This window comes from Paenibacillus sp. PAMC21692, assembly GCF_014303795.1.
Taxonomy (GTDB): domain Bacteria; phylum Bacillota; class Bacilli; order Paenibacillales; family Paenibacillaceae; genus Pristimantibacillus; species Pristimantibacillus agaridevorans.
This window is the reverse complement of record NZ_CP060293.1, coordinates 851,541-868,110: the sequence shown is the minus strand read 5'-3', so window position 1 is coordinate 868,110 and position 16,570 is coordinate 851,541. Positions and strand designations below refer to the sequence as shown.

At 55.4% G+C, this 16,570-nt stretch carries 13 protein-coding genes; 12 read left to right on the top strand and 1 reads right to left on the bottom strand.

Features of this window, described 5'->3' with window-relative positions:
• Positions 1-7 precede the first annotated feature (7 nt).
• From H7F31_RS03435 to H7F31_RS03385, 11 genes are all read left to right on the top strand, one after another.
• The gene (locus H7F31_RS03435) at positions 8-1,969 is read left to right on the top strand and encodes a DHH family phosphoesterase (RefSeq protein WP_187103055.1); all 1,962 of its coding nucleotides are present in this window, start codon (positions 8-10) and stop codon (positions 1,967-1,969) included.
• Positions 1,966-2,409: a 50S ribosomal protein L9 gene (gene rplI, locus H7F31_RS03430; RefSeq protein ID WP_087568484.1), complete on the top strand. Its 444-nt coding sequence runs from the start codon at positions 1,966-1,968 to the stop codon at positions 2,407-2,409. Before H7F31_RS03435 ends, rplI begins: the two co-directional genes overlap by 4 nt.
• 120 nt (positions 2,410-2,529) lie before the next feature.
• Positions 2,530-3,891, top strand: coding sequence for a replicative DNA helicase (gene dnaB / locus H7F31_RS03425; RefSeq protein WP_087568483.1), 1,362 nt, complete (start codon positions 2,530-2,532; stop codon positions 3,889-3,891).
• Positions 3,892-4,067: 176 nt separating this feature from the next.
• On the top strand, positions 4,068-5,354 hold the full coding sequence (locus tag H7F31_RS03420; protein ID WP_108993117.1) for an adenylosuccinate synthase: 1,287 nt from the start codon (positions 4,068-4,070) through the stop codon (positions 5,352-5,354).
• Positions 5,355-5,554: 200 nt separating this feature from the next.
• On the top strand, positions 5,555-6,298 hold the full coding sequence (locus tag H7F31_RS03415; protein WP_187103054.1) for a hypothetical protein: 744 nt from the start codon (positions 5,555-5,557) through the stop codon (positions 6,296-6,298).
• A gap of 167 nt (positions 6,299-6,465) precedes the next feature.
• Entirely contained in the window at positions 6,466-8,028 is a 1,563-nt protein-coding gene (locus H7F31_RS03410) for a M23 family metallopeptidase (RefSeq protein ID WP_187103053.1), read from the top strand.
• Between the two features lie 228 nt (positions 8,029-8,256).
• On the top strand, positions 8,257-9,012 hold the full coding sequence (gene yycF, locus H7F31_RS03405; protein WP_087568479.1) for a response regulator YycF: 756 nt from the start codon (positions 8,257-8,259) through the stop codon (positions 9,010-9,012).
• Positions 9,009-10,859 carry a cell wall metabolism sensor histidine kinase WalK gene (walK, locus tag H7F31_RS03400; RefSeq protein ID WP_187103052.1) on the top strand — a complete coding sequence of 617 codons (1,851 nt, stop codon included), beginning with the start codon at positions 9,009-9,011 and terminating at the stop codon, positions 10,857-10,859. Before yycF ends, walK begins: the two co-directional genes overlap by 4 nt.
• A complete protein-coding gene (locus H7F31_RS03395; RefSeq protein WP_187103051.1) occupies positions 10,856-12,691 on the top strand; it encodes a YycH family regulatory protein in 1,836 nt (611 codons plus the stop codon). The genes walK and H7F31_RS03395 overlap by 4 nt, the downstream gene beginning before the upstream one ends.
• 6 nt (positions 12,692-12,697) lie before the next feature.
• Positions 12,698-13,459 carry a two-component system regulatory protein YycI gene (gene yycI / locus H7F31_RS03390; protein ID WP_187103050.1) on the top strand — a complete coding sequence of 254 codons (762 nt, stop codon included), beginning with the start codon at positions 12,698-12,700 and terminating at the stop codon, positions 13,457-13,459.
• 280 nt (positions 13,460-13,739) lie between these two features.
• A complete protein-coding gene (locus tag H7F31_RS03385; RefSeq protein WP_087568512.1) occupies positions 13,740-14,582 on the top strand; it encodes an MBL fold metallo-hydrolase in 843 nt (280 codons plus the stop codon).
• On the opposite strand, the gene H7F31_RS03380 is transcribed toward H7F31_RS03385, so the two are convergent.
• On the bottom strand, positions 14,515-14,736 hold the full coding sequence (locus tag H7F31_RS03380; RefSeq protein WP_087568475.1) for a hypothetical protein: 222 nt from the start codon (positions 14,734-14,736) through the stop codon (positions 14,515-14,517). The two genes, H7F31_RS03385 and H7F31_RS03380, sit on opposite strands and share 68 nt — an antisense overlap.
• Positions 14,737-14,872: 136 nt before the next feature.
• Between H7F31_RS03380 and H7F31_RS03375 the strand changes: the two genes are divergently transcribed.
• Entirely contained in the window at positions 14,873-16,315 is a 1,443-nt protein-coding gene (locus H7F31_RS03375) for a S1C family serine protease (protein ID WP_187103049.1), read from the top strand.
• Positions 16,316-16,570 lie beyond the last annotated feature (255 nt).

The window sequence follows — 16,570 nt, the reverse complement described above, 5'->3', positions numbered from 1 at the left end:
ACGTTCTATGCCTAAGTTTCTAATTACGAGATGGCACGGCATGCATCAAATGGCTGCGCTTGCGGTGCTTGCCTTGCTGTCGGCCCTGCTCGCCTGGTTTCACTGGGCGGCAGGACTGGCCGGTCTTATCCTTACGATCGGGGTCGCCGTCTACAGCTACTTTGCGGAGCGTGCGTTCCGCAAGGACCTTAAGACGTATCTCGGCACTTTATCTTATCGCGTTAAAAAGGGCGGCAACGATGTCATCAGCGAGCTGCCGTTCGGCATTATTCTCTATAATGAAGATCGTACCGTGGAGTGGCATAATCCGTACATTGCAAAAATTTTCGAGCGCGACAACGCCATCGGCATGCCGCTGACGGAGCTATTCCCGACGCTGCAGCATGCCAAGGATCGCGACGGCATCATCGAAGCGGCGGTAGGCTCGCAGATGTACCAGCTGATATTCCGGCCCAAAGAAAAAATTCTTTACGTCAAAAACATCACGGAATTGTGGCAGCTCAGCCGCAAATACGAGGACGAGAAGCTCTCCCTCGGCGTTGTGATGATCGACAACCTGGAGGAAGTAACGCAAGGTCTCGACGACCATCAGCGAAGCTCCCTGCTCGCGAAAGTGACTACGGAAATTACGGAATGGGCCCAGCAGTACAAAATCTATCTCAAGCGGCTCACGTCCGACCGGTTTCTGCTCGTTACCGATCATAAGACGCTCCGACAGCTGGAGCATTCCAGATTTGTCATTCTTGACGAGGTGCGGGAGATGGCGGGCGAGCAAAAGATCCCCGTCACGCTGAGCATCGGATTTGCAGCCGGGGCCGAGGGGATTATGGAGCTCGGTCAATGGGCGCATACGAGTCTCGATATTGCGCTGGGCCGCGGAGGCGACCAGGCTACCGTCAAGGTGGCGGGACGCCAGTCGTTCTACGGCGGCAAGAGCAACGCCGTAGAAAAGCGGACTCGCGTGCGGGCTCGCGTCGTGGCGCATGCGTTGCGGGATCTCATGAAGGAGAGCCATAATATCATTATTATGGGCCATAAGCTCCCCGACATGGATTCCATCGGCGCAGCCATCGGCGTGCTCAAGGCCGCGCAGCTCTTTGGCAAGGAAGCCTATATCGTACTTGAGGGTATCAATCCTTCTATGGAGAAGCTCATGGAACTGCTGCGCGAAGAAGAGAAACTGTCCAAGCGGTTTATCTCCCCGGAGCAGGCATTGACGCTAATGACGCCGCAATCGCTGGCGGTCGTCGTCGACACGCACAAGGCTTCGCTCGTAAAGGAGCCGAAGCTGCTGACGGCGACGGATCGAATCGTCGTGATCGACCATCACCGCAGGGGCGAGGAGTTTATCAATCACGCGATTCTCGTCTATATGGAGCCTTATGCTTCGTCGGCTTGCGAGCTTGTCACCGAGCTGCTGCAATACATTCATGACCGGGTCGGGCTCGACATTAGGGAAGCGACTGCTCTGCTTGCCGGCATTACGGTCGACACGAAAAGCTTCTCGATGCGTACGGGAGCCCGTACGTTCGAGGCGGCTTCGTTCCTGCGAAGGAACGGGGCGGATCCCATGGTCATCCAGCGTATGCTGCAAGAGGATCTGGAAGGTTACGTCAGCAAGGCCGAGATTATTAAGCATGCCGAAGTAATGTACGACCATATCGCCATCGCGGTGGTAGAGCAGGGCGTGCGCAATTCGCAGCTGCTGATCGCCAAATCGGCGGATACGCTGCTCAATATGACCGATATTCTGGCTTCGTTCGTCATCGGCGAACGACCGGATGGACTCATCGGGATCAGCGCTCGCTCCCTTGGGGGCATTAACGTGCAAGTCGTCATGGAGCGGATGGGCGGCGGCGGTCATCTGACGAACGCGGCGGCTCAGATGGAAGGCACGGTGGGCGAAGCCGCGGCCAAACTTAAGCAAGTGCTGCACCAAATACAATCGGAAGAGGGGTTATTCGAATGAAAGTAATCTTCCTGCAAGACGTAAAGGGACAAGGAAAAAAAGGCGAGGTAAAGGATCTCTCCGAAGGATACGTACGCAACTTCCTGTTGCCGAAGGGGCTCGCGAAAGCGGCGTCCGACGGCAATCTGAAGACGCTTGAGGTACAAAACGCATCGGAAACGAAACGCAAGGCGAAGGAGAAGGAAGACGCTCAGGCGCTTGCGAAGAAGCTGGAAGAGATGACCGTGGTCGTAAAAGCGAAAGCCGGCGAAGGCGGCCGCCTGTTCGGCGCCGTTACGAGCAAGCAAGTAGCGGAGGCGCTCGCGGGCCTCGGCGTTAAGATCGACAAGCGCAAGATCGAGCTGGAAGACCCGATCCGTACGCTGGGCATGACCCAGGTGCCGGTCAAGCTGCATCCGGAAGTGAAAGCGAAGCTGAACGTTCAGACGGCCGAAGAATAAGCAAGAGCAATCATCAGGTTTAAGATAAGCGGAAGATGTCGGAGGTGGGCGTAGGCGTAGATTCGTCTGCGCCTGTCTTCCATTTTCCAAGAGCGATGACCGAGAGGAGAAGCGTGAAGCATGAGTACGGAATTAATGTTCGACCGGGTTCCCCCGCAAAATATGGAAGCCGAGCAGGCTGTTATCGGCGCCATACTGATTCAGCCGGAGGCGCTCATAACAGCGATGGAACGGGTTCGCAGCGAAGACTTCTACAGCAGCAGCCATAGCCGCATCTACGAAGCGATGATCGAGCTGGGCGAGAACAACCAGCCGGTCGATCTCGTTACTCTTACAGCCCATCTTCAAGATCAAGGCTTGCTGGAGGAGATTGGCGGCGTTAGCTACTTGGCCAAGCTGGCTAATGCCGTACCGACGGCGGCCAACATTGATTATTACGCGCAGATTGTCGAAGAGAAGTCGATGCTGCGAAGATTGATTCGGACCGCGACCAATATCGTGTCGGATGGGTATGCGAATGCAGAAGACGTCGGCGTGCTGCTAAGCGATGCCGAGAAAAAAATTCTGGAAATTTCCAATCGACGCTCCAGCGGCGGCTTCATCTCCATCCGCGATGTGCTCATGGAGGTATTCGAGAAGGTTGAGTTCCTGTACAGCAACAAGGGCGGGCCGACGGGCATTCCGTCAGGCTTCGTCGATCTAGACAGGATGACGGCCGGCTTTCAGCGAAGCGACCTTATTATCGTCGCGGCGCGTCCTTCCGTGGGCAAGACCGCCTTTGCCCTTAACGTGGCTCAAAACGTTGGCGTGCGGGCCAAGGAGACGGTCGCGATCTTCTCGCTGGAGATGTCCGCCGCACAGCTCGTGCAGCGGATTATATGCGCCGAGGCCAATGTCGACGCGACCCGGATGCGGACTGGCAGCCTTGAAGGCGACGATTGGGAGAAGCTGACGATGGCGATCGGCGCCTTGGCCGAGGCCGAGATCTACATCGACGATACGCCGGGCATTACGGTAGCCGATATTCGCGCGAAGTGCCGAAGGCTGAAGAAGGAACGCGGGCTGGGCATGATTTTGATCGACTACCTGCAACTGATCGAAGGACGGGGCAAGGCCGGCGAGAATCGTCAGCAGGAAGTATCCGAAATTTCGCGGACGCTCAAGATGATTGCCAGGGAGCTGGAAGTGCCCGTCATCGCGCTGTCCCAGCTCAGCCGGGGCGTCGAGCAGCGGCAAGACAAACGCCCCATGATGTCCGACCTTCGGGAATCCGGTTCCATCGAGCAGGATGCCGACATCGTCGCGTTTCTGTACCGGGACGATTATTACGACAAGGAATCCGAGAAGAAGAATATTATCGAGATCATTCTTGCAAAACAACGGAACGGACCGGTCGGCACGGTCGAGCTGGTGTTCCTCAAAAACTTCAATAAATTCGTCAATCTGGACCGGGCGCATCAGGATCCGTCTCAGGCATCGTAAAATATCCGAACAATTGTGTGGACGTCCGCACAATTGTTCGTTTTTCGTTTGACTTCTACGCGTCGCACTGCTACACTATTAGTGCTGTCTTCTGGTAAGTGACGCGGTGAAGAACCCGGATCTGCCGCAAGGACGGTAATTTTCGATGTTTTTATGCATCGAACGGGGGTATGATTATGTCTACGGTTGTTGTTGTCGGTACGCAGTGGGGAGACGAAGGGAAAGGCAAAATCACCGACTTCCTTGCAGAGGGAGCTGACGTTGTTGCTCGTTACCAAGGAGGAAACAACGCCGGGCACACCATCCTCATCGACAATAAGAAATACAAATTAACGATGATTCCATCCGGTATTTTCAATCATGATAAAACTTGCGTCATCGGCAACGGCATGGTTATTAACCCTGCCGCTCTGATCGACGAAATTAACTATATTCACGAGAACGGCTTCTCCACGGAGAACCTGAAGATCAGCGACCGCGCGCATGTGATCATGCCGTACCATCTTGTGCTGGACGGCCTTGAGGAAGACCGCAAGGGCGATAACAAGATCGGCACGACGCGCAAGGGCATCGGTCCATGCTATATGGACAAAGCGGCCCGCAACGGCGTGCGGATCAGCGATCTGATGGATGCGGAGGAATTCGAATCCCGCGTTCGCGCCATCATCGTTGAGAAAAACAATCTGATCGAGCAAGTCTACGGCGGAGAGGCGCTTGACGCGGACTCCATCGTAAAGGATTACCTGGGCTACGCGGAAGTACTCCGTCCATATGTGACAGATACATCCGTGGTGCTTAACGACGCTATCGACGAAGGCAAAAAGGTGCTCTTCGAGGGCGCTCAAGGCGTCATGCTCGACATTGACCAAGGCACGTATCCGTTCGTAACGTCCTCCAACCCGTCCGCGGGCGGCGTCTGCATCGGCTCCGGCGTCGGTCCGTCCAAGATTCAGCAGGTTATCGGCGTTGCCAAAGCCTACACGACTCGCGTAGGAGACGGCCCGTTCCCGACGGAGCAGGACAACGAGATCGGCCAATTGATCCGCGACAAGGGTCATGAGTACGGTACGGTTACTGGACGTCCGCGCCGCGTCGGTTGGTTCGACACGGTCGTCGTCCGTCATGCGCGCCGCGTCAGCGGCATTACAGGTCTGTCCCTGAACTCGCTGGACGTATTGACGGGTCTGGACACCGTTAAGATTTGCACGGGCTACAAGTACCGCGGAGAGATTATCCAGCACTACCCTGCAAGTCTTAAGACGCTGGCCGAGTGCGAAGCGGTATACGAGGAGTATCCGGGTTGGAGCGAGGATATTTCGGGAGCGAAGAAGCTGGAGGATCTGCCTGCCAATACGCTGAGCTACTTGAACCGCATCTCGGAGCTGACGGGTATTCCGATCGCTATCTTCTCCGTAGGCCGCAACCGCGAGCAGACGAATCCGGTTCGTCCGATCTACGAATAGAATAGCTGGTTAAAGCAGCATACCAAAGCCATTGCCTGAAGGAGCGAAAGACGCTCCTTTAGACAATGGCTTTTTTTCTCCTGCAAGGCGGAATGCGGAATGTCCTCTCTCAACCTTGACCATACTGGTAGAAAGGAATGAACGGCTGCGAGAGGCAGAGGCTAAGATTCATGCCTGGAGCCGGCTTAGGAGATGATAGGATGTTTAGAGGATTGGCGTGGATCGCCAAGCTGGTGGCCGCGGGATTAATCATCAGCTTTTTGTCGATCTGGACGACAGGGTATATTGTAACGAGTTATGTAGAATCCATATTAAAGCAATACGAGCTGCCGATCGAAGTGCCGCCTTTGGCGATGTCGGGCGTATGGGGCAAGCTGTGGGGCTCGGACCCGCATACAACGGTGGAGGAGAGCGGCGTAGGAAGCGCCAGCGGCGTCGAAGGCGGTTCGGAAGCGGACGGAGATTCGGAGGATCTCGCGGCCGAGAATAGCGGCACAACGGAAGATGACGGAGCCCAGGAAGCGTTTGGCCAGATCGAGGAGCCCTCTCTTACCGATGTCGGCGTAGGCAAAGGCAGCGGCGCGGCCGGAGGCGTCGAGCCGCCGGAAGGAGGCAGCACAGGCGCTGAGGGCGAGAGTGGCGGAGCTGTCGCAGAAGGCGGAACGCTGGAAGGCATCGGGGGATCGGACGGCGTAGACGGGAAGGAGACGGCGCTGACGACGGACGAGTTGACGGAGACGAAGGATAAGATAAGCGACGAGGACAAAAATAAACTGTTCGAATTATTGATGGCGAAGCTCCCCCAGGAGTCCTTGCAGCAGATCTCCGCGTACATGGAGGAAGGGCTTACAGAACGCGAATTAACCAACATTCAACAGATTATGGCACAGCATCTCGACAAGAAAGAGTATGAGGACATGATGAGCATTCTGAAAAAATATTAATTTTACGTTGTGATGGCAACGGTTGCTCCATTTGTTAGGCTTGTGTTAAAGTATTAGGCGAGTGATCCAACGGGATTATTCGCCTTTTTTCTATTTTTAATGCGCGATTCTTTCAGAAGCGATGCGAAAAGGAGACTATCATGACCGGTTTCAGGGATATGAGTCGTATGAAGAAGGTATGGGAGAATTCCACCCGCTACTTTCGACGTAAGGGCTCACAAGGCTTGGATAGCAAGACCGAACACCAGACCGCAGACTTGGTTGTTTCTACCCCATTCTGGCGGAAGAAGACGACCGGCCTGATCGGCGGCGCGGCAATTCTGCTTACAGTAGCGGGCATTGTCGGTTACCAGCAATACTCGCAATATGTAGAACGAAATACATTCGAATTCTATCACGTATATAAAGATGGCGTTGAATTAGGAACGGTAGCTACGCAAGACGAAGTCGAGCAGTGGATCGCGTCGAAGACGCAAGAGGTGCAGCAAGCCAATCCGGACATTACGATGGTAGTGGACACCGGCGAAATTACATACGTCGAGGCCAGCGGCTTCAAGGCTGTTCCGGAGACGGAGGCTACGCTGGCAAAGCTGGCTGGCGCAACAACCTCGCATGCGGTAGGCGTGGAAGTGGTTATAGACGGCAACGTCATCGGAGTCGTAAAGGATCAGGCCACGGCGGACGACATTCTATCGCGCGTGCAGGGCAAGTATGCGCCCGAGCTGGCGGCAGCGGCCAAGAAGGACAGCAGATCGGTTACGACGTTGTCGTACGACAAGGATGCCGAAGCGGCGGCGGCGGATGCGGCTAAGCCGGATCTTACCAAGCCGGGACGTGTCGTCACGGATGTAACCTTTGTAGAGGATGTTTCGATCGAGCAGATTGAAACGGAACCTTCGAAGATTGCGAATGCGGACGATATCTACAAAAAGATCATTACGGGCAGCACCAAGCCGACCAAATATGTCGTAAAAGAAGGCGATTGCATCGGCTGTATCGCGCAGAAGTTCGATATAACGTCCGACTTTATCCGCGAAAATAATAAGTGGATCAAGGATGACAAGATTACAATAGGGGACGAGCTGGACTTGACCGTACAGCTTCCGGAGCTGACGGTCGTGACGACCGAGAGCCTGGTGGAGCTGGAGAAGATTGCAATTCCCGTCGAGTATACGAAGAACGAGAAGATGCGCGTCGGCGAGTCCAAAACCATTACGCAAGGCGTAGAGGGCGAACAGCGGCTCACCTACAGCATCAAGAAGGAGAACGGTTATGTCGTCTCCGAGGAACTGGTAAAAAAAGAAGTATTGAAGGAGCCAATCGCTACCGTCATCGAAAAAGGTACGATGGTCGTGCTGGACGAAGGCACGGGCAAGTTCCGCTATCCGATAGCCAGTGCAAGGTTGACGAGCAAGTTCGGCCAGCGGTGGGGAAGGATGCACAACGGCATCGATCTCATCGGCAGCAAGACGATCATGGCCGCTGACAATGGCGTCGTGGAGTTCGTCGGCACGAAAGAAGGCACGGGCAAGACCATTATTATTAACCATAAGAACGGATTCAAGACCGTCTACGCGCATCTCAGCTCGTATAAAGTCAGCAAAGGCGACAAAGTAGAGAAGGGCGACTCCATCGGCATTATGGGCAATACGGGCAATTCCACGGGCACTCATCTTCATTTCGAAATTCATAAGAACGGCGTGATCCAAAATCCGCTGAAGTACTTATAATATATATATCCAATACGACCATAATTGAAGCATCTTGGGAGCCCAAATTCCCAGGGTGCTTCTTCTATTGTAGACGATGCTTAGGCGAGGTTGGTTGCATGGAAGTTATAGGATGGACAAGAAGGATAAATTGCCATCCTGTAGGGAATTTCATTGTGAACGGGACGCCCCCGTATGTTAGAATATAAGGGCAACTATCTATTGGACAAGCGACAGGCGGTGTAAACGATGCACGGTAAAATTTTGGTGGTCGATGATGAACAGCCGATTGCAGATATATTGAAGTTTAACCTGGAGAAGGAAGGATACGAGGTCATCTGCGCATTCGACGGCGGAGAGGCTGTCAGGCTGGCATTCGAAGAACAGCCCGATCTGATGCTGCTGGACTTGATGCTGCCCGTAAAGGACGGCATGGATGTGTGCCGCGAGGTGCGTACGAAGCTCCATATGCCCATCATTATGCTGACGGCCAAGGACACGGAGATCGACAAGGTGCTGGGTCTGGAGCTGGGCGCCGACGATTATGTCACGAAGCCGTTTAGCACGCGCGAGCTGCTGGCTCGGGTGAAGGCTCATCTGCGGCGGCAGACGAAAAATGACAAGCAGTCCGAGAGCGCGGCGGCTTCGGAGGGCAGTCAAGATCCGCATGCGGAGCAAACAGGGCTCAAGCTGTTTAACCTGTTTATCGATACCGACATGTATGTCGTGTACAAGGACGCAGCGCCGCTGGATCTGACACACCGCGAATTCGAGCTGGTGCATTATATGGCGCGCAACAGCGGCAAGGTCATGACGCGGGAGCATTTGCTTCAGGCGGTATGGGGCTTCGAATACTTCGGCGACGTTCGTACGGTGGATGTCACGATCAGACGATTGCGCGAGAAGATCGAAGATGATCCCAGCCGTCCGGAATACATTATGACGAGACGCGGGCTGGGGTACATGATGCGCAATCCGAAGTCGGGAGGCTTCGGGTACGGATGAAGGGACGGAGCTTCTTCCGAACGATTCAGGTCAAGCTCGTCATTATCTATCTGCTGCTCATTTTGGTAGCGATGCAGCTTATTGGCGTGTATTTCATCAGCACGGTCAAAAATTCGCTCATCACGAGCTTTACGAACAATCTGAAGGAGCAGGCCGACATTTTGGCCAAGTTCGCGGCTCCAAGCCTGCTCCCCAACCAGGAGGGCGATGGAGACTCCGCCGATAACACGACGGAGGATCTTAATCTGGTCGTACGCAATCTGTTCAGCATCAGCGGGGCCGAGGTACAAGTGCTTGATGCAAACGGGAAGGTCGTCGCGACGTCGCTGCAGGTGCATCAGTCGAATATCGGGCAAAAAAACAATTCGCTTGCGGTTCGCCGCGCGCTGCAGAACATTCCCGATAACGAAGAAGAGATTATCGACGAAGACAATACGCGAAAGAAGAGAATCGCGCTGCCTGTCACTTATAACGATAAGGTAGTCGGCGCTGTCTACGTTGTTGCGTCGATGACGGAGCTGTACGAGACGGTAAATCGGGTCAACCAGATTTTCTTCTCGGGTACGCTGATCGCGCTTGGATTGACGGGCGTACTCGGCATCTTGCTCGCTCATACGATCACGAGTCCGATCCAGGGACTGACGCGTCAGGCGGAGGCGGTCGCGGATGGACGATTCGATCTAAAGGCGCCGGTACTCGGCGATGATGAGATCGGGCGGCTCAGCATGGCGTTTAATGATATGACCATCCGGCTCAAGGAAGCGTTGTCGGCGAACGAAGAGGAGAACGAGAAGCTGGTCTCCGTCCTGTCGAACATGAGCGACGGGGTCGTTGCGGCGGACGAGCGCGGCGTTATTATCGTCTGGAATCGCCGTGCGCTGGAGATGCTCGAGGTGGACACGCTCCAGGACGCGAAGCTGTCGGAGCTGCTCATCCTTACGCCGGATAAGCTGGCGGAGTTTGAGCAAGGACGCGGCGGCACGATTGTGTTGAACCGCGGACCGCAAGAAGATGCCGGCCTCGCTGAAGCCGGAGACTCCGTGCTCAAGGTTACGTTTACGCCCATCCATCGCAGAGGCAAGGGGATCACCGGCATGATTGCGGTGCTGCAGGACGTCACGGAGCAAGAGAAGCTGGAGCAGTCGCGGCGGCAATTCGTCGCCAATGTGTCGCATGAGCTCCGTACGCCGCTCACGACGATCAAGAGCTACGCCGAAGCGCTTGGCGACGGAGCGCTGGAGGAGCGGGATCTGTCGACACGTTTCGTCGGCGTCATCAGCAACGAGACGGAGCGCATGATACGGCTTGTAACGGATTTGCTTCATCTGTCGCGTCTGGACTCCAATCAGGCGCCGCTTCGCCGACGGCAGACGAATATTCACGACATGCTGGACGAAGTAGCCGACCGCTTCTCCTTTCAGCTGCGACAGAAGTCGATATCCGCCACTGTCGGAGTGGAGCGGGGACTCAAAAACGCCTGGCTCGACCGTGATCAGATCGACCAGGTGCTGGACAATCTCATATCCAATGCCATCAAGTATACGCTGGACGGCGGACAGATCGGTCTGACCGCGCGGCGAACGGCGGACGGCGGTTCGATAGAGATCAGCGTCAAGGATACCGGAATCGGCATTCCGAAAAAGGATCTGACGCGCATCTTCGACCGCTTTTACCGAGTCGACAAGGCAAGATCACGCAATATGGGCGGCACCGGTCTTGGCCTGTCCATTGCCCGGGAAATCGTGAGGGCGCACGGCGGTACGATTGCGCTGTATTCGGAGCTGAACGAGGGGTCGAAAGTGACATTTACGCTTCCTCTGCTTCAGGAAGGAGGCGATCCCGAATGATGGAACGAGTGAAGACGGGCGTGTTGATCGTGCTGGTCGCGCTCAGCCTGCTGCAGAGCTACTTGCTTGCCTATAGCATGCCGAGACTTGGCGCCACGGTGCGAAGCGATCAAGATTACGTAAACACGGAGCGTCTCGGTACGCAGTCTCATGTGGAGAACACCATTTTTCCCGATGACCTTATTATCCATATGGGCGATGATCGGCATACGGTGATCTATCCGGATACGCAGTTCTACGAAATGATTCTGAAGCAGCGGCTAATCGGCCGCGAGTTCAAGGGCTTCCAGCGCAGCCCGATTACGCTGATCGACTGGAACGAGGTGCGCAAAAACGACATCGGCATCGAGCTGCGGTTTGGCAGCGGCATCGCCGTCGATCTGTTGCAGAAGCTGCTGAAGCTGGAAGGCGATCTGTTGTTTCTTAACGACAGCATCGATCGGATCTGGATTTTTAAGACAACGGATACGGAGGAGATCCGTACCTTCTTCTTTAGCAGCGAGGAAGGCATCGTCTACGAGTCGGTACGCGCCGACTTGACCGTGCGCGACGTGCAGGATTATGTCGGCTTCGGCCAGCATCTGCCCGAGTATATGATGGTGGGGGATGATCTGTATGCGCCGAAGGAGTCCTTGCAGGCGACGGCGATGACCTTCCCTTATGAGACGTATTCGCCGGAGCAGATGCAGCGAAGCTTGTTCTTCGATCCCAGCACGACGAGAGCGATCGTCGATCGCAGCGGGTCGCAGATCTATACCGACGGCAAACGCGGTCTCAAGGTGGAGCAAAACGGCCTGTGGATCAACTATACGAACCCGGCCGCGACGCAGAGCAGCGATGTTTTGCTTAGCGAGAATGTATATGCATCGGTGGAATTCATTAATCAGCATGGCGGTTGGGATGGCACTCACGCCTTGGTGGGCACGACAGCGGACAGGGAGCAAAAGCTGGTCACGTTCCGCAAGTATGTGGAGCAGTATCCTGTAGTAAGCAACAGCCCGTTTAATTACGGCCAAATTCAGCTCACGCTGCAACAAGGCGTCGTGACGGAATATTCGAGATCGCTGATTACGCTGAAGCCCCAGGCCCAGGATCGCGAGGTGCGTTGGCTGCCTGGCGGAGAGAATTTGGAGCAGCGGCTGAAGGGTTACGAACGGCGAAGCGAGATCACGGCGCTGTTTCCGGCGCTGCGGCCTGTGCCGATGGAGGATGACTTGCTGCGCTTGGATCCCGTATGGGCAGTTCGATTATCCGACGGCACCGAAGAAGTGTTGACGGACGCGTATCCTGTCGGATATTCGCCTCCGGCCAAGCCGCCTGAAGGCGGAGCTGGCGGAGAAGGGGAGGCAGCTGGCGACTCGGAGGATGCGTCCGCGGATAACCGGGAAGCAATACCTGATGGCGAAGGAGTGGACAGCGGTACCGGGGCCCGGGCGAATCAGGATGGACAGGGTAACGGCTTCGAAAGCAGCACGACCGCAGGTGATTTTAACGGCAGAGGGTTGTCGGGGCTTGTCGCGGATCGCTTCGGCAATGGCGGCGAAGACACTATCGCTGGCTTAAGTTCGGGTAAGGACGAAAGCTCTGATAGGGATGCCGGGAATGGGAGTGCCGCTGCGAGCGCAGGAAACAACGCTTCCGGACAAGGAGCGTCAGGGGGCGTTGGATCCACGGGTCAGGGCGGCAATGAGAAGGAAGAAGAGCCGGGCAGTCCCGGGGACTCGGAGGCGGCTCGCGAAGACGGGGAAACAGACTTGGCGGCAGACCCTCCCGTGAGCGGGATCGCGGCTCCTTCCGGCGAGGGAAGGCTTGACGACAGAAACAGGAGGTGATGGAGATTGGATTGGGGCAGAGCGAAGAGCGTATTGATTATTTCGTTCCTGATGCTGAATGTGCTGCTTGGCTATCAGCTGTGGAACGATATTCGGGAGCAGCTGGACGCCAACGTGAATTCGGCGGAGCTGCCGCAGGATAAGGTGGTGCTGATGCAGCAGAAGCGGATAACGTTATCGGCCAACCTGCCGTCGGATACGCCGAAGCTGGGCGACTTGACGTATCTGCTCCATTCCGATGTCCATCAGAAGTCTAAGCCTACGGAGCTTGAGACGCCTGTCGACAGCGCGCTTAACTTTAACAAGCAGGGATTGATCCGGGCAATCGGCGACGAAGTGCCGGAGCTGGAGCATTATGTGTACGATCTGCACAACAGCAGGGAAGGCGTATTCGTCCATCATCGGATGGTGGACGGGCGCCCTATGTTCAACGTTAAGCTGGAGCTGTACAATAGCAATCTTAAGATTACGGGTTACCTGCAGGATCGGATCGAGCTGATCGGCAGAGGCGAGGAGAAGCAGGTGCTGCCCGCGGCAAAGGTCGTGGCGAGCCTAATCGAGACGTATTTAAAGGAAGGGTCCGTTATCACGGATATTCAGCTCGGCTATCACGGGCAAATATTTGACTCGGAGAAGCAAGTGTCGGCGCCGTCATGGCGTGTGATGCTGGAGGACGGCAAGATCTTTTACGTTCACGCCATAAGCGGCGAAGTAACGACGGATGGCGCGGAAGATGGAAACGCGGAAGGCGGCGCCAAGTCTGGATGATAGATGTCAGGCTGATATGAAGCATATCCAATTGGGAATAAGTTCGTATGGATGGAGACGGGCTCCACATGGTTAGATAGAGGGAGTCCAATCCTGCTATTATTTCATGCGATTTTTTAATAGATACCGTTTCAAATTACTTAGTAGATAAGAGATTGATAGAGGTATAATAGGAAGAGGATAAGTTGGCTTGGGGATAGGGCAGAGGTCGTCGAATACGAACGATGTGGCCCGCGATATCAGTGTTGCCAATGGGTAGCAGGAGAAGGGATTGGACGGTTTGGGACTCAGATTTACGGTACTTGGAAGCGGTTCGACGGGAAATGCGACGATCGTGCAGGGGAATGGCGCTACGGTACTCATCGATGCCGGGCTAAGCATGAAGAAGCTCGAGGAGCTTATGCGCATGCAGGGGATCGGCTGCCATGAGATCGATGCGTTGTTTGTGACGCATGAGCACTCCGATCATATTAAGGGACTGGGCGCTCTCGCGCGGAAGTACGAGCTTCCGATCTATGCGAACGAAGCGACCTGGGGAGCCATGGAACGACTCATCGGGACGATCGCACCCGAGAAGCGGACGATTATGGAGTCCGGCGAAGCGCTGACCTTCGGCTCTTTGCAGGTGCAGTCCTATCCGATCTCGCATGATGCGGCGGAGCCGGTCGGCTATTGCTTCGAAGAGGATGGCGAGAAGCTGAGCCTGGCGACGGATCTCGGTTACGTCAGCGAAAAGGTGAGACGGCAAATTATCGATTCGGACGTGCTTGTGCTGGAGTCCAACCACGATACCGAGATGCTGCGCATGGGCCGTTATCCATGGAATATTAAACGGCGCATTTTAAGCGACGTGGGCCATCTGTCCAACGTGGCGGCGGGCGAGGCGCTGCTGGAATTGATGACCGACCGGACGAAGCGGGTGTATCTGGCCCATCTTAGTCTGGATCATAATCAAATGGATCTGGCGATGCTCACGGTCAATTCTATATTGGAGAATCACGGAATATTTTATAAGCAGGAGGAGTTCCCGCTGCGTCATACATACCATGACCGTCCTACGCCATGGGATGAAGTGAAGCGGCGATCAGACTCTCCAGTTGCTCGTCCAGCTGTTCGGCCTTGACGGCAAGCTCCTCGCGGGACAGCAAACCCTTGTCGATTAAGAGCTCCAGCATGGCGCTCAGCGTTAGTACCGTGCGGTAATGGTCATCCTTCAGGTCGGCCAGCTTGGCCGCCAGTTGTACCTGCTCCCAGGCGGCGGGCGTGCTTTGTTTCATGAACATCTCTCCTAGTGTAAAAAAATGTTGTTGCGGCTGCCTCTAATCTATTATTATTTTAGTCATTTCTTCCGAAAACATTCCTAGATTATGAAAAAAGAGATAAGGTTCGGTTCCAAGGAGAGGAGCGATTCCGATGAGCATTTTCGACGACGATTTTTATTCCACCAAGGTGTCCAGGCGAACCGTCCGGCAAAGCCGGCAAGAGGACTCCAGGTTTCCATACAGAAGCGGCGAACGCAAGTGGTCGAATGTGCGAATCGCGTTCATCTCATCGTTCACGAGCGCTGTCGCGGCAACGTTGATCTTTGGGGCGGTCTTCGGGGGCTTCGGAAGCGCTCCGGGAGGCGGAGGCGGCATGGGCGGCTCGACGCCGAGCGGACTCGTCGCGACGGGCGACCCGTCGGAGCGGGCTATCAATGCCGCGGCCAAGGTGAGTCCGGCCGTTGTCAGCATTATTAACGAGCAGCTCTTCGGCTTCGGGCTGGGCGGCCAGAAGCTGGAAGGCGAAGACGCGAAGGAAGGCGAGGGCATCCTGCGGGAAGCGGGAGTCGGTTCCGGCGTCATCATTAAGAAGAAGGACGGCAAGGCGTACATCGTAACCAATTACCATGTCGTAGCGGGCGCCCAGAAGGTGCGTGCCGTGCTCACGAACGGCGAAATACGGGAAGCGAGCGTTGTCGGCGAGGATCAGATCACCGATCTGGCCGTGCTTGCGATCGACGACAAAGGCATCGACACGGTAGCGGAGGTTGGCGATTCTTCGGCCCTTCGCAAAGCGGAGTTCGTAATGGCGATCGGCAATCCGCTCGGTTTGGGCGAGTCCATTACGATGGGCGTCGTCAGCGTTATCGAAGAGGTCGTGCCCGTCTCTCTTAATCAGAACGGCGTTATTGACTGGGAGCAGGAGGTCATTCGCGTCGATGCTGCCATTAACCAAGGCAACAGCGGCGGACCGCTGATCGATCTCAATGGCCGCGTCGTCGGCATCAACAGCATGAAGATCGCCGACTTCGGCGTCGAAAGCATCGGCTACGCGATTCCCATCAATAAGGCTATGCCCGTGCTGGAGGAGCTGATGGCGCAAGGCTTTGTCTCGCGTCCTTACCTTGGCGTATACACGCTGGATCTGCAGCAGTATTGGCGCCAGCAGGATATGGGCGATCTCGGCGATCTGTTCGGCGAGGATCCCGAGGGCTGGCTTGGCGAAGAGGAGGGCTCCGGCTCTGGCGCTGAGGACTCCGAGGGTGCAGCAGAGCAAGGCAAGGATGGCGAGGAGCCCGACGGCGGCGAGGGAGAAGCCGGCGGGGCCTCTTCGGATCTGAAGCTTCCGGACAATGTGCTGGCAGGCGTCATCGTGCTGGAAGCCGTTGGCCCGGCGCTGAAGGCAGGTCTGCAGTTCAACGATGTCATCGTTGATTTCGACGGCCATGCGATCGGGACGACGATGGAGCTGCGAAAGTACCTCTACTCGAAGAAGAAAATCGGCGATTCCATCGAAATTTCGTATTACCGGGACGGCGAGCTCAAGAAGACGAAGCTGAAGCTGGGCGAAAGCGTGGCGGAGGACGAGGAATAAGGGAAGCATTACGCGTTGGCCGGTTGTAGAATGAGATTGCCGCAACTTGTAGAGATCCAATGGATCTTGCTGGGAGCGGCAGTTTTTTTGTGTTGTTTGCAAGAAGTAAAAATATGCACGCTTGTTGATTTACTAGTATTTGGGTTATATAAATGTTAGATGGTGCACCAAATAAACCACCCATTCCGTAGACAAAGCAGCAAAGCTGATTTAGGTTCGAATGCCAACACGTCCAACATACGGTTAAAAATACCC

Coding starts and splice junctions, on each gene's coding strand:
- yycF (WP_087568479.1), top strand. CDS start 8,257: ATGCACGGTAAAATTTTGGTGGTCGATGATGAACAGCCGATTGCAGAT.
- H7F31_RS03375 (WP_187103049.1), top strand. CDS start 14,873: ATGAGCATTTTCGACGACGATTTTTATTCCACCAAGGTGTCCAGGCGA.
- rplI (WP_087568484.1), top strand. CDS start 1,966: ATGAAAGTAATCTTCCTGCAAGACGTAAAGGGACAAGGAAAAAAAGGC.
- H7F31_RS03380 (WP_087568475.1), bottom strand. CDS start 14,736: ATGAAACAAAGCACGCCCGCCGCCTGGGAGCAGGTACAACTGGCGGCC.
- H7F31_RS03395 (WP_187103051.1), top strand. CDS start 10,856: ATGATGGAACGAGTGAAGACGGGCGTGTTGATCGTGCTGGTCGCGCTC.
- H7F31_RS03410 (WP_187103053.1), top strand. CDS start 6,466: ATGAAGAAGGTATGGGAGAATTCCACCCGCTACTTTCGACGTAAGGGC.
- H7F31_RS03415 (WP_187103054.1), top strand. CDS start 5,555: ATGTTTAGAGGATTGGCGTGGATCGCCAAGCTGGTGGCCGCGGGATTA.
- H7F31_RS03435 (WP_187103055.1), top strand. CDS start 8: ATGCCTAAGTTTCTAATTACGAGATGGCACGGCATGCATCAAATGGCT.
- dnaB (WP_087568483.1), top strand. CDS start 2,530: ATGAGTACGGAATTAATGTTCGACCGGGTTCCCCCGCAAAATATGGAA.
- walK (WP_187103052.1), top strand. CDS start 9,009: ATGAAGGGACGGAGCTTCTTCCGAACGATTCAGGTCAAGCTCGTCATT.
- H7F31_RS03420 (WP_108993117.1), top strand. CDS start 4,068: ATGTCTACGGTTGTTGTTGTCGGTACGCAGTGGGGAGACGAAGGGAAA.